General features: G+C 68.4%; 17 protein-coding genes. 13 read left to right on the forward strand and 4 right to left on the reverse strand.

Annotation, left to right across the window (positions count from 1 at the left end; translation table 11 throughout):
- Nucleotides 1-51: 51 nt before the first annotated feature.
- The 7 genes from GGR03_RS22300 (at nt 52) to yacG (ending at nt 6,408) form a co-directional block, all read left to right on the forward strand.
- Entirely contained in the window at nt 52-1,065 is a 1,014-nt protein-coding gene (locus tag GGR03_RS22300) for an alpha-ketoacid dehydrogenase subunit beta (RefSeq protein ID WP_183210980.1), read from the forward strand.
- A 2-nt stretch (nt 1,066-1,067) separates the two neighbouring features.
- Nucleotides 1,068-2,372, forward strand: coding sequence for a dihydrolipoamide acetyltransferase family protein (locus GGR03_RS22305; protein ID WP_183210981.1), 1,305 nt, complete (start codon nt 1,068-1,070; stop codon nt 2,370-2,372).
- A 9-nt stretch (nt 2,373-2,381) separates the two neighbouring features.
- Complete coding sequence (lpdA, locus tag GGR03_RS22310; RefSeq protein ID WP_183210982.1) at nt 2,382-3,779, forward strand: dihydrolipoyl dehydrogenase; 1,398 nt, start codon at nt 2,382-2,384, stop codon at nt 3,777-3,779.
- 94 nt (nt 3,780-3,873) lie between these two features.
- A complete protein-coding gene (gene murA, locus GGR03_RS22315) occupies nt 3,874-5,163 on the forward strand; it encodes a UDP-N-acetylglucosamine 1-carboxyvinyltransferase (RefSeq protein WP_183210983.1) in 1,290 nt (429 codons plus the stop codon).
- A 165-nt stretch (nt 5,164-5,328) separates the two neighbouring features.
- Nucleotides 5,329-5,547 carry a translation initiation factor IF-1 gene (infA, locus tag GGR03_RS22320; RefSeq protein ID WP_019994787.1) on the forward strand — a complete coding sequence of 73 codons (219 nt, stop codon included), beginning with the start codon at nt 5,329-5,331 and terminating at the stop codon, nt 5,545-5,547.
- A 22-nt stretch (nt 5,548-5,569) separates the two neighbouring features.
- A complete protein-coding gene (locus GGR03_RS22325) occupies nt 5,570-6,208 on the forward strand; it encodes a Maf-like protein (protein ID WP_183210984.1) in 639 nt (212 codons plus the stop codon).
- Complete coding sequence (yacG, locus tag GGR03_RS22330; protein ID WP_183210985.1) at nt 6,205-6,408, forward strand: DNA gyrase inhibitor YacG; 204 nt, start codon at nt 6,205-6,207, stop codon at nt 6,406-6,408. Before GGR03_RS22325 ends, yacG begins: the two co-directional genes overlap by 4 nt.
- 53 nt (nt 6,409-6,461) lie before the next feature.
- On the opposite strand, the gene GGR03_RS22335 is transcribed toward yacG, so the two are convergent.
- From GGR03_RS22335 to GGR03_RS22345, 3 genes are all read right to left on the reverse strand, one after another.
- Nucleotides 6,462-6,647: a hypothetical protein gene (locus tag GGR03_RS22335; protein ID WP_183210986.1), complete on the reverse strand. Its 186-nt coding sequence runs from the start codon at nt 6,645-6,647 to the stop codon at nt 6,462-6,464.
- Between the two features lie 183 nt (nt 6,648-6,830).
- On the reverse strand, nt 6,831-7,445 hold the full coding sequence (locus GGR03_RS22340; protein WP_183210987.1) for a transglutaminase-like cysteine peptidase: 615 nt from the start codon (nt 7,443-7,445) through the stop codon (nt 6,831-6,833).
- A gap of 273 nt (nt 7,446-7,718) precedes the next feature.
- Complete coding sequence (locus GGR03_RS22345) at nt 7,719-8,543, reverse strand: alpha/beta hydrolase (protein WP_183210988.1); 825 nt, start codon at nt 8,541-8,543, stop codon at nt 7,719-7,721.
- Between the two features lie 304 nt (nt 8,544-8,847).
- Here GGR03_RS22345 and infC point away from each other — a divergent pair, with 304 nt between their 5' ends.
- Nucleotides 8,848-9,387: a translation initiation factor IF-3 gene (gene infC, locus GGR03_RS22350; protein WP_183211105.1), complete on the forward strand. Its 540-nt coding sequence runs from the start codon at nt 8,848-8,850 to the stop codon at nt 9,385-9,387.
- A 183-nt stretch (nt 9,388-9,570) separates the two neighbouring features.
- On the opposite strand, the gene GGR03_RS22355 is transcribed toward infC, so the two are convergent.
- A complete protein-coding gene (locus GGR03_RS22355; RefSeq protein WP_183210989.1) occupies nt 9,571-10,350 on the reverse strand; it encodes a hypothetical protein in 780 nt (259 codons plus the stop codon).
- Nucleotides 10,351-10,880: 530 nt separating this feature from the next.
- On the opposite strand from GGR03_RS22355, the gene rpmI reads away from it, so the two are divergent.
- The 5 genes from rpmI (at nt 10,881) to pheT (ending at nt 15,831) form a co-directional block, all read left to right on the forward strand.
- On the forward strand, nt 10,881-11,081 hold the full coding sequence (rpmI, locus tag GGR03_RS22360) for a 50S ribosomal protein L35 (RefSeq protein WP_183210990.1): 201 nt from the start codon (nt 10,881-10,883) through the stop codon (nt 11,079-11,081).
- A gap of 37 nt (nt 11,082-11,118) precedes the next feature.
- Nucleotides 11,119-11,538 (forward strand): 50S ribosomal protein L20, encoded by a 420-nt coding sequence (gene rplT / locus GGR03_RS22365; protein ID WP_183210991.1) that lies wholly within the window; start codon nt 11,119-11,121, stop codon nt 11,536-11,538.
- Nucleotides 11,539-11,674: 136 nt separating this feature from the next.
- Nucleotides 11,675-12,760: a phenylalanine--tRNA ligase subunit alpha gene (pheS, locus tag GGR03_RS22370; RefSeq protein ID WP_183210992.1), complete on the forward strand. Its 1,086-nt coding sequence runs from the start codon at nt 11,675-11,677 to the stop codon at nt 12,758-12,760.
- 93 nt (nt 12,761-12,853) lie between these two features.
- On the forward strand, nt 12,854-13,264 hold the full coding sequence (locus GGR03_RS22375; RefSeq protein ID WP_183210993.1) for a flagellar type III secretion system protein FlhB: 411 nt from the start codon (nt 12,854-12,856) through the stop codon (nt 13,262-13,264).
- A 152-nt stretch (nt 13,265-13,416) separates the two neighbouring features.
- Nucleotides 13,417-15,831, forward strand: coding sequence for a phenylalanine--tRNA ligase subunit beta (gene pheT / locus GGR03_RS22380; protein WP_183210994.1), 2,415 nt, complete (start codon nt 13,417-13,419; stop codon nt 15,829-15,831).
- Nucleotides 15,832-16,059 lie beyond the last annotated feature (228 nt).

A 16,059-nucleotide genomic window follows, 5' to 3' on the forward strand; every position in this document is an offset into this window, starting at 1 on the left:
CCCACAGCCCAGCCGGCATCGCCCGGCCACCCCGCGAAAGGCGCTGACGCCATGCCGCGCATGACGATGATCGAGGCGATCCGCGACGCCCATGCGGTGGCGATGGAGGCCGACCCCAACGTCGTCGTCTATGGCGAGGACGTCGGCTATTTCGGCGGCGTGTTCCGCTGCACCGCCGGGCTGCAGGAGCGCTTCGGCCGCAACCGCTGCTTCGATGCGCCGATCAACGAGAGCGGCATCGTCGGCACCGCCATCGGCATGGCCGCCTACGGGCTGCGGCCGGTGGTCGAGATGCAGTTCGCCGACTACGTCTATCCCGCCTACGACCAGATCGTCTCGGAGGCCGCGCGGCTGCGCTACCGCTCCGCCGCCGACTTCACCGCGCCGCTGGTGGTGCGGATGCCGACCGGCGGCGGCATCTTCGGCGGCCAGACCCATTCGCAGTCGCCCGAGGCGCTGTTCGCCCATGTCGCCGGGCTGAAGACCGTCGTGCCGTCCAATCCCTACGACGCCAAGGGGCTGCTGATCGCCGCGATCGAGGACAACGACCCGGTGATCTTCCTGGAGCCGAAGCGGCTTTATAACGGGCCCTTCGACGGCCATCACGACCGGCCGGTGACGCCGTGGTCGAAACACCCGCTGGGCGAGGTGCCGGAGGGCCGCTACGTGGTGCCGCTCGGCCAAGGCGTGGTCCGCCGCCCCGGCGAGGCGGTCACCGTGCTGGCCTACGGCACCATGGTGCATGTCGCCGAGGCCGCCGCCGCGATGACGGCGATCGACGCCGAGATCATCGACCTCCGGACCCTGGTGCCGCTCGATCTCGACCTGATCGAGGCCTCGGTGAAGAAGACCGGGCGCTGCGTCGTCGTCCACGAGGCGACGCTCACCGCCGGCTTCGGGGCCGAACTCTGCGCGCTGGTGGAGGAGACCTGCTTCTACCATCTGGAGGCGCCGATCAGGCGCGTCGCCGGCTGGGACACGCCCTATCCGCACGCCCAGGAATGGGACTATTTTCCGGGGCCCGCCCGCGTCGGCGCGGCGCTCAAGCAGGCGATGGAGGCCTGAGCATGGGCAGCGTCACCATCAAGCTGTCGGACGTCGGCGAGGGCGTCGCCGAGGCCGAGCTGGTCGAATGGCACGTCGCGATCGGCGACGTCGTGCGCGAGGACACGGTGCTGGCGGCAGTGATGACCGACAAGGCGACGGTGGACATTCCGGCGCCCGTCGACGGCACGGTGGAATGGCTGGGCGGCGAGATCGGCGAGACCATCGCCGTCGGCGCGCCGCTGGTCCGGCTCGCCGTCGCCGGCGGGGAAGGCGACGCGGTCGTCGCGGCGGCCGCGGCGCCGCACGCCGAACCGCAGGCCCCGGAACCCGAGCCGGAGGCGGAAGACCGCGCAGAGACGGGCGACGCTGCCCCGCAAGCCGCGCCGGCGCCCCGGCCCGCCTCGCCGAGGTCCGGCGCCGCCCGGTCCGACCTCGGCGCGCCGCGCAAGTCCGGGGAGCGGCCGCTCGCCTCGCCGTCCGTGCGGCGCCGCGCCATGGATGCGGGGGTCGACCTGCGCCGCGTGCCGGGCAGCGGTCCCGCCGGGCGCATCGGCCATGACGATCTCGACGCCTATCTCGCCGGCGGCGTCGGATCCGCCGGTCCCGGCCGCCTTGCCGCCGACAATTCGATCTCGGAGGTGAAGATCGTCGGGCTGCGGCGCAGGATCGCCGAGAAGATGGCGCTCGCCACGCGCCGCATCGCCCACATCACCTATGTCGAGGAAATCGACGTCGAGGCGCTGGAGGAACTGCGCGCCGCGCTCAACCGCGACCGCCGCGACGACCGGCCGAAACTGACGCTGCTACCCTTCCTTATGCGCGCGATGGTCATCGCGATCCGCGACCAGCCGCTGATGAACGCCCATTACGATGACGAGGCGAACGTCCTGCGCCAGCACGGCGGCGTCCATGTCGGCGTCGCCGCGCAGACCGGCGGCGGCCTCGTCGTGCCGGTGGTGCGCCACGCCGAGGCGCGCGACGTCTGGGGTTGCGCCGAGGAGGTGGCGCGGCTTTCCGAGATGGCCAAGACCGGCCGGGCCAAGCGCGAGGAACTGTCGGGATCGACGATCACAATCACCTCGCTGGGCGCGCTCGGCGGTATCGTCACGACGCCGGTGATCAACCATCCGGAGGTCGCCATCGTCGGGGTCAACAAGATCGAGATGCGGCCGGTCTGGGATGGCGCGCGCTTCGTGCCGCGGCGGCGGATGAACCTCTCGTCGAGCTTCGACCACCGGGTCGTCGACGGCTACGACGCGGCGGTCTTCGTCCAGCGCATCAAGGCGCTCCTGGAAACCCCCGCGATGATCTTCGCCGAGAGCTGAGGCGCCGCCATGGCCGACATGACCTGCCAGCTTCTCGTCATCGGCGCCGGTCCCGGCGGCTACGTCGCGGCGATCCGCGCCGGCCAGCTCGGGGTCGACACGGTGATCGTCGACGACCGCAAGCCGGGCGGCACCTGCCTGAACATCGGCTGCATCCCCTCCAAGGCGCTGATCCACGCCGCCGACGAGTATTTCCTGCTGCGCGAAGCGGCGGGCGGCCGGGCGATCCCGGGCGTGACCGCCGGCGCGCCGGCGCTCGACTGGCCACGCGTCGTCGACTGGAAGGACGGCATCGTCAACCGCCTGAACAACGGCGTCACCGGGCTCCTGAAGCGCGCCCGGGTGAAGCTGGTTGCCGGCCGGGCCCGCTTCCTCGACGGCAAGACCGTCGAGGTCGACGGCGAGACCGGCAACCAGCGCATCACGGCGGAATCGGTGGTCATCGCCACCGGCTCGGTGCCGGTCGAGCTGCCGATGCTGCCTTTCGGCGGCAAGGTGATCTCCTCGGAAGAGGCGCTGAGCCTCGATGCGCCGCCGGCGCGGCTCGCGCTGGTCGGCGGCGGCTATATCGGCGTCGAGCTCGGCACAGCCTTCGCCAAGGCCGGTTCGGCCGTCACCATCGTCGAGGCGACGGACCGCATCCTGCCGCTCTACGACGCTGATCTGGTGAGGCCCGTCGCCGCCCGGCTGGAGACGCTCGGTGTCGAGATCCTCACCGGCGCGAAAGCCAAGGGCCTCGCCGGGGAGGATCGGGATCTCCTGGTGGAAGCTGTGGACGGCAGCGAACGCCGGATCGGCGCGGACATTGTTCTCGTCACCGTCGGGCGTCGGCCGCTCACCGAGGGCTGGGGGCGCGAGGAACTCGTGCTCGACATGGACGGCGCCTTCGTCCGGGTCGACGAGCAGTGTCGGACGGCGATGCGCGGCGTCTATGCGATCGGCGATCTCGTCGGCGAGCCGATGCTCGCCCACAAGGCGATGGCGCAGGGCGAGATGGTGGCCGAGATCGTTGCCGGCGAGCGCCGCGCCTTCGACAAGCGGGCGATCCCGGCGGTCTGCTTCACCGATCCCGAGATCGTCAGCGTCGGCCTTTCGCCGGAGGCGGCGAAGGCGCAGGGGATCGCGGTCAAGCTCGGCAGCTTTCCCTTCCAGGCCAATGGACGGGCGATGACGCTGCACCGCGACGACGGCTTCGTGCGGGTCGTGGCGCGCGCCGACGACCATCTGGTCCTCGGCATCCAGGCGGTCGGGGCGGGCGTCGCCGAACTGGCCGCGGCCTTTTCGCTGGCGCTGGAGATGGGCGCCTGCCTCGAGGATGTTGCCGGCACCGTCCACGCCCACCCCACCCAGGGCGAGGCGTTCCAGGAAGCGGCGATGCGCGCGCTCGGCCACGCCCTGCACGTCTGACCGGCCGCTCCCGGCCACGATATTTGTCTCGCCGGGTCGGCTGGTGTAGGAACCGCCGTTGCGGGGACTTCGACGGGCTGGATCAGGACACTTCATGGATCGCATTCGCATTCGCGGCGGCAACGAGCTGAACGGGACGATCCCGATTTCCGGCGCCAAGAACGCCACCTTGCCGCTGATGATCGCCGCGTTGCTGACCGACGACACGCTGACGCTCGAGAACGTGCCGCATCTGGCCGACGTCGAGCAGCTGATCCGCATCCTCGCCAATCACGGCGTCGACTATGCCGTCGCCGGCAAGCGCCTGCACCAGGATCCGGGCCTCGGCCGGACCATCCATTTCAATGCCCGCACCATCGTCGACACGACCGCGCCCTACGAGCTGGTCTCCAAGATGCGCGCGAGCTTCTGGGTCATCGGTCCGCTCTTGGCGCGCATGCACCGCGCCAAGGTCTCGCTGCCGGGCGGCTGCGCCATCGGCACGCGGCCGGTGGATCTGTTCATCGACGGGCTGCGCGCGCTCGGCGCGACGATCGAGATCGACGCCGGCTATGCCGTCGCCGAGGCCAAGGGCGGCCTCGTCGGCAACCGCTTCGTCTTCCCCAAGGTCTCGGTCGGCGCCACCCACGTCATGCTGATGGCGGCCTCGCTGGCCAAGGGCGAGACCCTGCTCGAGAACGCCGCGCGCGAGCCAGAGATCGTCGACCTCGCCAAGTGCCTCAATGCCATGGGCGCCAAGATCTCCGGCGCCGGCACGTCGACCATCACCATCCAGGGCGTTCCGGCGCTGTCCGGCGCGCGCCATCCGGTGCTGCCCGACCGCATCGAGACCGGCACCTATGCCATGGCCGTGGCGATGACCGGCGGCGACGTAACGCTCACCGGCACCAGCGCCGCGCTGCTCCAGTCGGCCGTCGGCACGCTGCGCGACGCCGGCGTGACGGTGGAGAGCGTCGAGAACGGCATCCGCGTCTATCGCAATGGCGGCGGCATCTCGCCGGTCGACGTGATGACCGACCCGTATCCCGGTTTCCCGACCGACCTGCAGGCCCAGTTCATGGCGCTGATGACGCGCTCCAGCGGCGTCTCGCACATCACCGAGACGATCTTCGAGAACCGTTTCATGCATGTGCAGGAACTGGCGCGGCTGGGTGCCCGCATCTCGCTGTCCGGCCAGGTGGCGACGGTCGAAGGCGTCGAGCGTCTGCGCGGCGCGCCGGTGATGGCCACCGATCTGCGCGCCTCGGTCTCGCTGGTGATCGCGGGCCTGGTCGCCGAGGGCGAGACGACGGTCAACCGCGTCTACCATCTCGACCGGGGCTTCGAGCGCCTGGAGGAGAAGCTCGGCAATTGCGGCGCGGACATCGTTCGCATCAGCTCTTGATCGATGCGGCCCGGCCAACGCAGGCCCATATCGGCGGTGGCTTGCTTTTTCGGCCGTTTCCTCCGATCTAGGGCCCCGATTTCCGTTTCGTCGCCGCCTTCGCGGCGATAGTCGTGCATGGCGCCGAAGCGCCGTGCCCCAAACAACATTCAAGGCATTTTCCCGATGGCAAAAGAAGAAGTTCTGGAATTTCCGGGGGTGGTTACCGAACTGCTGCCCAACGCGACCTTCCGGATCAAGCTCGAGAACGATCACGAAATCATCGCCCACACCGCCGGCCGCATGCGCAAGAACCGCATCCGCGTCCTGACCGGCGACAAGGTGCTGGTCGAGATGACCCCGTACGACCTGACCAAGGGTCGCATCACCTATCGCTTCAAGTAAGCCCGAGAACGGGGACGGATCGATGCCAGCGCGCCCCCTTCTGGTGCTCGCCTCCGGTTCGCCCCGGCGGCTTCAACTGCTGAACCAGGCCGGGATCGAGCCTGACAGGCTGCTGCCTGCCGATCTCGACGAGACGCCGCAGCGTAACGAGCACCCGCGCTCGCTGGCCAAGCGGCTGTCCAAGGCGAAGGCCGAATCGGCGATCGCGACGTTGAGCGAGATGGATCTCGGTCCCGCCTTCGTGCTGTCGGCCGACACGGTCGTCTCGGTCGGCCGGCAAGTGATGCCCAAGGCCGAGCTGGTCGAGGACGCGATGGCCAATCTGCGCACCCTCTCCGGCCGCACCCACCGGGTCTATACCGGTGTCTGCCTGGTCGGCCCGAAGGGCGCGCTGCGCCAGCGGCTGATCGAGACCCGCGTGCGCTTCAAGCGCCTGTCGCGCGAGGATATCGACAGCTATCTCGCCTCCGGCGAGTGGCGCGGCAAGGCGGGCGGCTATGCCATCCAGGGCCTTGCCGGCAGCTTCGTCGTCCGGATGGTCGGCTCCTACACCAATGTCGTCGGCCTGCCGCTCTACGAGACGCTGTCGCTGCTCGCCGGCGAGGGCTACGACATCCACGGACGGTGGAAGGCCGCAACGGTCGAAGCGGAAGACGCATGACGGGCGGGTCTGCGACGGTCACGCCGCTGCGCCCGCGGCGGCAATGTCCCGAGTGCCGACGGCCCTCGGATCGCGAGAACTACCCGTTCTGCTCGGCGCGCTGCAAGGCGGTCGACCTCAACCGCTGGCTGACCGGAGCCTACGTGATTCCGGCCAGCGAAGAGGAGCCATCCGACCCCGACACCGGCGAGTCCGCCTGAGCCGGAGCGTGCGGCAGGTCGCTTGAAGCCGCCGGCGACGGCCCACCGGGCTGTCAGGGGCCGGTATCGGCTTCCCGCTGTTCCGGGTCGGCCTTGCCGGCCATCGTCTCGCCGCTTCGCAGTTCGCGAACCAGCGGCTCCACCAGTCGGCCCGGACCGCATCGGCTGTTGACGATGCCGAGGGCGCGAAGCGCGGCCTCGATTTCACCAGCAAGTTGCCTGTCGTCATCATTGGACACGGGCGCTCGTCCTTGCGGTGTGTGATAGGTCATCACCACACCCTAGCAGGACACCCGGTATCAACTATCAACTGCTTTAACTGTCTGGAAATATTTCGAGAACTTCCCCGCTTCGCGGCCGAGAAGGCCGGCGCTGGGGAATTCCGCGAGTGGTTCGCGGAGCCATCCGGGATGATGCCTAACCTACCGGGCCACTGCGCCCACGACGACGTCGGAAGCCACGCCGATATCGAGCCAGGTGCCGGGATCGCTCTTGCTCTGGCGCTTGACGAATCTGTACGGCGCATCCGTCCAGGCGACCACCCGCCAGTTGAGGTTGTCGAGGATGAAGTCGCCGCGATCGGTGTGCAACGTCAGGACGGCATGCCCCTCGCCATTGCGCTTGCGCACCACGGTGAGAAGGAGATTGGCAAGGTCGATCCCGATCTCGTGGAGGGCGCGCCGCTTGAGCAGCGCGAAGTCTTCGCAGTCTCCCGCATCGACGGGATAGGCCCAGCGTTCTTCCGTACCGTAGAGGTCCTGGTCGGAACGGGGTTCGATCCGGGCATTGATGCGCGTGTTGATTTCCGCCACGGCGAGGATGAGCTCGTGGTCGAGCTTGAGCGGCGCCACGAGCCCGCGGGACTGGACCGGGCGACACTCGTCCTTGTTCTCGAGGCAGAACAGATGGTGCCCGATCGGCTGCGTTGTTGCGTGGCCCACCGGCATGTATTTTGCCCCGGTGCCAGCTGCTGCGGGGAACGCCAGCAACGTGAGGCAAAGCGATAGCGTGGCGCCGACTGCGCGAAGTCTCGACATTCGCACCCCCAAAGAAGCGAACGATTATGACCTGATGAGGGGATGTTCGGTGCAATGCAAAAATCTGTCAACGGGAGGCAGTGTGTCGGTCACGTGACAGACGTCAGTTTCGTGCAAGCTTCCTGGGCAATGGCACTGGACGCCCTCGCCTGCAGCAGGTGCGGCGAAGGTCGCCAGCCGCCTAACATATGGAACGTGCACGGTTTTGACGCAGCTCTCGGGCGTTGGTGACAATTTGAACACAGTCAGAGAATTCTGCGTCCGCCGAAGGAACTATACTGTTGATGGGGGATGTCCGGCGTCCCGGGCCGCCGTCACGAGGTCCAGCGCAGCCCGTTCGATCAGCTGCAGATCGCGTGGCCGCGACAGCCGGTGGTCGCCGTCGCGCACGAGCGTCACGACGACGCCGTCGGAGGGGAGGTGGCTGACCAGGCCGAGGGCATGTTCGAACGGAACGTCGGGATCAGCCATGCCCTGGATGATGGTGACGGGGCAGCCGGTCTCGATCGGCCCGTCCATGACGAGATTGGCCACGCCATCCTCGAACAGGGCCCTCGTATAGATGGTCGGCTCGTCGGAATAGGCCGAGGGCTCGGCCAGGAAGCCTTTCTCCGCGAGTTCCCGGCGCTGCGCCACGGTCAGCTTCGGCTCCATCAGGCGCCGGGTGAAGTCGGGTGCCGGCGCCAGCAGCAGCAGGCCCACGATCTCCGTCCCGCCGCGGACGGCGCGCGCCTGCTGGACGAGCCGTAGCGCGATCCAGGCGCCCATCGACGAGCCGACGAGGATGGCCGGTCCGTCGACGGCCTCGGCGATGACGGCAGCGGCGTCCTCCACCCATCGGCTGATCGTGCCGTCCTCGAAACGGCCGCCGGATTCGCCGTGACCGGAATAGTCGAACCGGCAGAAGGCAAGGCCTTTCTCGCCGGCGAGCCCGGACAGATGCTCGGCCTTGGTGCCGCGCATGTCGGACCGGAAGCCACCCAGCCAGACGAGGGCCGGGGCCTCGCCGTCGCGGCGCTTGTAGGCGATGCGGCGGGCAGCCTCGCCGGATCCGACGACGAGGGAGCCGGGGCGTTCGGGCGCGATGTCCATAAGCATTCTCCAAGCTTGTCGGCTGCCTCTAGCCGCCGGCGCGGCATCCCGAAAGCCCTCGAAGGAGGGGATGCCACGATGGCTCGGTTGGCCTGACGCAACGGCAGATTGCGCGCTATCCCTTGTCACGGGATAGGGCCGGATACATTTTATCCCTGCGCGGCGTGCCAAATGGCTCTGCCGATGCTATAGAAATTCCCCGCGTGGAGGCACCGCTCCTTGTCGGCCGCCTTGTGCTCCCTTGCGGAGCCGGTGGTCCCAGCGTGCTCTTCCGCCCGCCAAGCGTCGTCAACAACTGGAGTAAACGACCATTCGCAGACCATTTCGTGCCCCACCGACCCAAAAGGAAGGACCGCGCTCCAACAAGGAGATCCGCGTTCCGATGATTCAGCTGATCGACGTCGAGGGCGTGAACCTCGGTCAGATCGCGACTCAGGAAGCCCTGGCGATGGCAGAGGAGGCGGGTCTCGATCTCGTGGAGATCGTTCCGACCGCCAACCCGCCCGTCTGCAAGATCCTCGATCTCGGCAAGCTGAAATACGAGAATCAGAAGAAGTCCGCCGAGGCGCGCAAGCGCCAGAAGACCATCGAGGTCAAGGAAATCAAGATGCGTCCGAATATCGACGCGCATGATTACGAGACCAAGATGAAGGCGGTGCGGCGGTTCTTCGACGATGGTGACAAGGTCAAGGTGACGCTGCGCTTCCGTGGTCGCGAGATGGCGCATCAGGAACTCGGCATGCGACTGCTCAACCGGGTGCGCGAGGAGACGGCCGAGATTTCCAAGGTCGAAGCCGAGCCGAAGCTCGAAGGCCGGCAGATGATGATGGTCCTCGCCCCGCGCGGATGATTTTTGCGCGGCGATCCTCCGGGAACGCCGCGCTTGACCCTGGCGCTCCTGCTGGCGATTGCGAGCGCCGGCGCTCTTCTCCGAAGCAATGTCTGTCTGTCGATCGCGGCGCCTTGCGCACAGGGCCTGGCTGAAGCCGAGCCGGCGACTGCTGCGCCTGTCCGGTCATGTTCCGCGGGCTGCTCAAGCGCGGCAGAGGCTCGTCTCAAAGGCCTCGGCTGGCGCCATCCCGGCCGTCATGCGGGCAATGGTGGAAGCCACCGGGCTGGCCTGCTCCGCCCCGCCCGGCTGTTCGGTTTCGATGACGGCAAGCAGCCTGTCCGCGCCGCGCGGCAGGGCATCGGGCACGGCCCCGAAGGCCGGGCTTCGATCCAGCCGGTAGAGCCGCATCAGCAGCCGTTGCGGACCGCGAAGCGCCGCGAAGATCAGGCTCTCCCCGTCACTGCCGCCCTGCAGGATCCGCTCCGCCGCATCGAGCATCCGCTCGGCGTCGGCTTTCACCGCCGGTCGCAGCACGCCTGCCACCGGCGGGAGGAAGAAGCGACGATCGGCCAGGAGATCGTCTGTCGCGACGTTCGCAGCCTGGATGCGAAGGCGGGGAGAAAGCAGCGCGACGCCGGCCAGCAGCCGGTCCCAGCCCGCCTCCAGCGTGGGGCGGTCGAGGCGGCCGCCCTGCGTGAGGGTCCGGGTCGCGCGATAGCTGAGGATCAGGTCGTCGCGAAGCCGCTTCAGCAGCGTCGCGACCGCCGCGTCATATCGGGGGCCGAGCCGGGTCGGGAAACGGACGGCAAGAAGAACGGCTTCCCCGCGCTCGATCTCCAGCACCAGGCCCGCGCCATCAGGGGCCGACCCGGGTTGCAGGGCGCCGGTGGGGCCCAGCCGGAGAATCGCGCCCGCCGCGACCGTACCGCCATCGACGCGGAAAACGGCGGCTTCCGGGGGCGAAGACACGCCGACGGCCATTCGCCGGTCGCGTGGCGTCGAGACCAATGGTGGGATCGGGTGCACCGGCATCCGCTCGACCCGCGCCGAGGCGTGGGGGAAGAATTCTTCGATGCAACGCAGCACAAGCGGCCAGGATGACGGAAGGATGGATGCAAGAACGACGCGCTCTCGAACATAATCGAGGCGGCCAGGGAAATTAATGAGCACCATTGCTTACCATTCCTATGCCCTCATCATATGATCTCACCTGATGCCGATCCTGGCAAGCTACGCGTGGCCGGAATCTCGACAATATTTGTCGCTGCAAGCACCGTCGCCGACGCGGGATGACGGATACTTGTTCACTCGGCGACGAAGTCGGTCTCGCCGGGCCTTGCGCCCGGGCCGTGTCCCGCCTATAAGCGCACCGTCGAAACGGAACCGGCCGGCAGGGCATGCCGTGGCGGTTCATAATGCTTTCGCGACCCTTCCGACTGTATGACGGAACGAGCCGGGCCGGCCCAAGGGCAGCCCGACATGGTCGCGATCCCCACACGATGGAGAGCAAAATGCCCAAGATGAAGACCAAGGCGAGCGCCAAGAAGCGCTTCCGGATGACGGCCAGCGGCCTTGTCAAGGCAGGCCATGCCGGCAAGCGTCACGGCATGATCAAGCGTTCCAGAGACTTCATTCGCGACGCACGCGGCACGAAGATCCTGTCGAAACCCGACGAGCGGATCGTCAAGATCTACATGCCCTACAACCGCTGAGCGGCGCGGGTAACGAGCGAATTTCAGGAGCGATATCATGGCACGAGTGAAACGGGGCGTAACGTCCCACGCCAAGCACAAGAAGGTGCTGAAGCAGGCGAAGGGCTTCTACGGCCGTCGCAAGAACACCATCCGCGCGGCGAAGGCCGCCGTCGACCGCTCGAAGCAGTATGCGACGCGCGATCGCCGGGTGAAGAAGCGGAATTTCCGCGCCCTCTGGATCCAGCGCATCAACGCCGCCGTCCGCGAGCATGGCCTGACCTATGGCCGGTTCATCGACGGTCTGGCCAAGGCCGGGATCGAGGTCGACCGCAAGGTGATGTCCGACATCGCCATCCACGAGCCGGAGGCGTTCGCGGTGCTGGTCGAGCAGGCCAAGGCGGCTCTCGCCTATCTGAAGGATTCCGAGTTCGAGGGCGCCTATGAGCGCGCCGTCGGCGAGAAGCGCGCGGCCTGACACTGTCGGCCGCTTGATCTCGAAGGCCCGCGCCGGCACACCGCCGCGCGGGCCTTTTCGTGTCCGGCGCCGAAAGACGGCGCATCGGCGGGCGGCTTGCCGCAGCCGGACGACAGCATGAGCAGGGAGTGACAGGGTGAGCGACATCGATGCACTCGAGCAGCGGCTGACCGCCGCGATCGCCGATGCCCCGGACGAGGCGGCGCTGGAAGCGATACGCGTCGCCGCGCTCGGCAAGAAGGGCGAACTGTCCGAACTCCTGAAGGGCCTCGGCCGGATGAGCCCGGACGAGCGGCGCGAAGCCGGCCCTGTGCTGAACGGCCTCCGGGACCGAGTCGCCGAACGGATCTCCGGCAAGCGCGAGGCGCTGGCGGACATCGCCATCGCGGCCCGGCTGGCCGCCGAGACCGTCGACGTCTCGCTCCCCGTTCGCTCCAGCCCGGCGTCGCGCGGCCGGATCCATCCGATCAGCCAGGTCATCGACGAGATCACCGCGATCTTCGCCGACATGGGCTTTGCCATCGCCGAAGGTCCGGACATCGAGACCGACTACTACAATTTCACCGCGCTGAATTTCCCCGAGGGTCATCCGGCGCGCGAGATGCACGACACGTTCTTCCTGAAGGCGAATGCCAGCGGCGAGCGCAAGGTGCTGCGCACCCATACCTCCCCGGTGCAGATCCGCACGATGGAGGCGCAGAAGCCGCCGATCCGCATCGTCATCCCCGGCAAGACCTACCGGCAGGATTCCGACGCCACCCATTCGCCGATGTTCCACCAGCTCGAAGGGCTGGTCGTCGACAAGACGGCGAACGTCGCCAACATGAAGTGGGTGCTGGAGGAGTTCTGCAAGGCGTTCTTCGAGGTGCCGTCGCTGAACATGCGCTTCCGGCCTTCCTTCTTCCCCTTCACCGAGCCCTCGCTCGAGGTCGACATCCAGTGCGACCGCTCGAACCCGGGCGAGGTCCGCTTCGGCCAAGGCAGCGACTGGATGGAGATCCTCGGCTGCGGCATGGTGCATCCGAACGTGCTGCGCCATGGCGGCCTCGACCCGGACGAGTACCAGGGCTTTGCCTGGGGCATGGGCATCGACCGCATCGCCATGCTGAAATACGGCATGCCGGACCTGCGGGCCTTCTTCGACGCCGACATCCGCTGGCTGCAGCATTACGGCTTCCGCCCGCTCGACATGCCGACACTGTTCGGGGGGTTGTCCAGCTAGATGGCGATGGCCGAGGTCGCCGGATGACCTCGAGCCGTTGACTATGGAAGCAGGTTGCCGGCCTCTATTTAGAACCCGCAAGGATTGATCGCCATGTCGCCCCGCCAGTTCGTGATCGAGATCATCGCCGTGGTCGCCGGTGCCATCATCGGCACGCTGGTCGTCGACATTCTCGGCTTCGTTTTCGCCGAGAACGCCGCCTTCACCATGCTGGCCTCGCTCGGAAGGCTGCTGGTCGCCCTCGTGACCGTCGGGCTGTTCGCCTTCTACTACCGCTCGATGCCGCCGACGCCGGCGGCGCTCGCCTCGTTCTTCACCGGCGTCGGCCTGCCGGCGGTGATCGAGAAGTTCGGCTTCGACACGGTGTTCTCCTGGGGCACGATCCTGTTCCTCTACGCGGTCTTCGCCGTCGTCGCGCTGTTCACCTACCGTTTCGTCCACGCCAACGGCACCGTGCGCAAGGTCGCAGCGGACGTCGCCGGCCGGGATGGCAGCGCCCGCTGAACAAGCCTGCCGCCGCTGCCGCAATTGACGCGACTGCCTTGCCCGGCCTACGAAACGGCCGACCAAAGGCAGCGCCTCGAACGGCACGCCCCTAGCCCGAGATCGCCACGCCCCGCCGGCAGGGCGTGCCCGCCGCAACAAGATCGAGCCCGATGAAATTCACGCTTTCCTGGCTGAAGAGCCATCTCGACACCGACGCCACGCTGGCCGAGATCTGCGAGCGTCTGACGATGATCGGGCTCGAGGTGGAATCCGTCGACGATCGCGCCGTCTTCGCGCCGTTCCACATCGCGCGCGTGCTGACGGCCGAGAAGCATCCCGACGCCGACAAGCTTCGGGTGCTGACGGTCGAGGCGGGGCCGGGGGTCAACGACGGCAAGCCGGTGCAGGTGGTCTGCGGCGCGCCGAATGCCCGCGCCGGCCTCGTCGGCGTGCTGGCGCTGCCGGGCACCTACGTGCCGGGGATCGACACGACGCTGTCGGTTGGCCGCATCCGCGGCGTCGAATCGCACGGCATGATGGTCTCCGAGCGCGAGCTGCAGCTCTCCGACGCGCATGAAGGCATTATCGACCTGCCGGAAGACGCGCCGGTCGGCACACGCTTCGCCGACTATGCCGACCTCGCCGACCCGGTGATCGAGATCAACCTGACCCCCAACCGCCCGGACGCGACCGGCGTCGCCGGCATCGCGCGCGATCTCGCGGCCTCCGGCATGGGAACGCTCCTCACCAAGACTCCGGCCCGGATCGAAGGCGAAGGCGCCTGCCCCGTCGCCGTCCGCGTCGAGAGCCCGACCTGCACCGGCTTCGCCCTGCGGCGCGTTTCGGGCGTAGCCAACGGCGCGTCGCCGGCCTGGATGCAGAAGCGGCTGCGCGCCATCGGCCTTCGCCCGATCAACGCGCTTGTCGACATCACCAACTACGTGACCTTCGACCGTGGCCGCCCGCTGCATGTCTTCGATGCCGCCAAGGTCGCGGGCGACCTCGTCGTGCGCGGCGCCAAGGCCGATGAAGAGGTGCTGGCGCTGGACGGGCGGACCTACACGCTCGCCGAGGGCATGTGCGTCATCGCCGACGACAACGGCGTCGAGTCGATCGCCGGCATCATGGGCGGCGAGCATTCCGGCTGCGACGACACGACAACGGACGTGCTGATCGAATCGGCCCTCTGGGAGCCGCTCGACATCGCCCGCACCGGCCGCGCGCTCGGCATCGTCACCGACGCGCGCTACCGCTTCGAGCGCGGCGTCGACCCGGCCTTCATGGAGCCGGGCCTCGATCTGGCGACCGCCCTGGTGCTGGAGCTCTGCGGCGGCACGCCGTCGGAGCGTCTTGTCGTGGCCGAACGGCCGGCCGAGGCGCGGCCGATCACGCTGCCCTTCACCGAGGTCGAGCGCCTGACCGGTCTCGCCGTCGAGACCGACCGCCAGGTGGAGATCCTGACCCGCCTCGGCTTCGCCGTCGCGCCGGAAGACGGCGCCGCCGCGGTCACCCCGCCGAGCTGGCGCCCGGACATCGACGGCAAGGCTGATCTGGTGGAAGAGGTGATGCGCCTCGTCGGCGTCGACCGGATCGCGCCGCAGCCGCTGCCGGCGGCGGCGACCGTCAACGGCCGCATCCTGACGCCGCCGCAGATCCGCGACCGCGCCGCGCGCCGGGCGCTGGCCGCTCGCGGCATGGTCGAGACGGTCTCCTACAGCTTCATCCCGGCCGCCCATGCCGAAGCCTTCGGCGGCGGCAGCGAGGCGCTGAAGCTGGAGAACCCGATCGCCGCCGACATGTCCGACATGCGGCCCTCGCTGCTGCCCGGCCTGATCGCCGCCGCCGGCCGCAACGCTGCCCGTGGGCAGGGCGACACGGCGCTGTTCGAGGTTGCCGGCATCTATCTGAGCGACCAGCCGGACGGGCAGAAGCGCGTCGCTGGCGGCGTTCGCCGCGGCACGGCAGGCCTTGCCGGTGCCGGCCGCGCCTGGGACGGCAGCGCCGGCTCGGTCTCGGTGTTCGACGCCAAGGCCGACGCCATCGCTGCGCTCGAAGCCGCCGGTGCGCCGGTCGACAGGCTGATGATCGAGACGCCGGCCAGCGCCTGGTATCATCCCGGCCGCTCGGGGCGGATCAAGCTCGGGCCGAAAGTGGTGCTGGCGGAGTTCGGCGAACTGCACCCGCAGACGCTGAAGCGCCTCGACGTCGCCGGCCCCGCCTGCGGCTTCGAAGTGTTCCTCGACGCCATTCCGGAGCCGAAGGCGAAGCCGACGCGCACCAAGCCGATCCTCACTTTGTCGCCCTTCCAGCCCGTGCGCCGCGACTTCGCCTTCGTCGTCGACGAGGCGGTCGCGGCGCTGAAGATCGTCCGGGCCGCCGAGGGCGCCGACAAGAAGCTGGTCGGCGAGGTCCGGGTCTTCGACGTCTTCACCGGGCCGGCGCTCGGCGAGGGCAAGAAATCCGTCGCCATCGAGGTGACGCTGAACCCGCTCGACCGCACCCTCACCGAAGAGGACCTCGACGCCGTCTCGCGCACCATCGTGGCGCAGGTCGAGAAGGCCACCGGCGGCACGCTGCGGGGCTGAGGACGGATCGCCAGACCGTCGGCGACCTGACGCTGACGCGTAACGGCCTACCATCGAAGCGTCGTCATCCTCGGGACGGGGCCCGAAGATCCAGGGCGGCGGGTATCTTGGCTCATCGGCCGAAGACCGGGTTGCAAGGGCCTCCCGAAGCCCGCCGAGCACGGGACGCTGGATCCTCGGGACGGGGCCCGATAATGACGAGCCGCGGGGGAGCGCGAGGGCATGTCG

This window comes from Aurantimonas endophytica, assembly GCF_014196845.1.
Classification (GTDB): Bacteria; Pseudomonadota; Alphaproteobacteria; order Rhizobiales; family Rhizobiaceae; genus Aurantimonas; species Aurantimonas endophytica.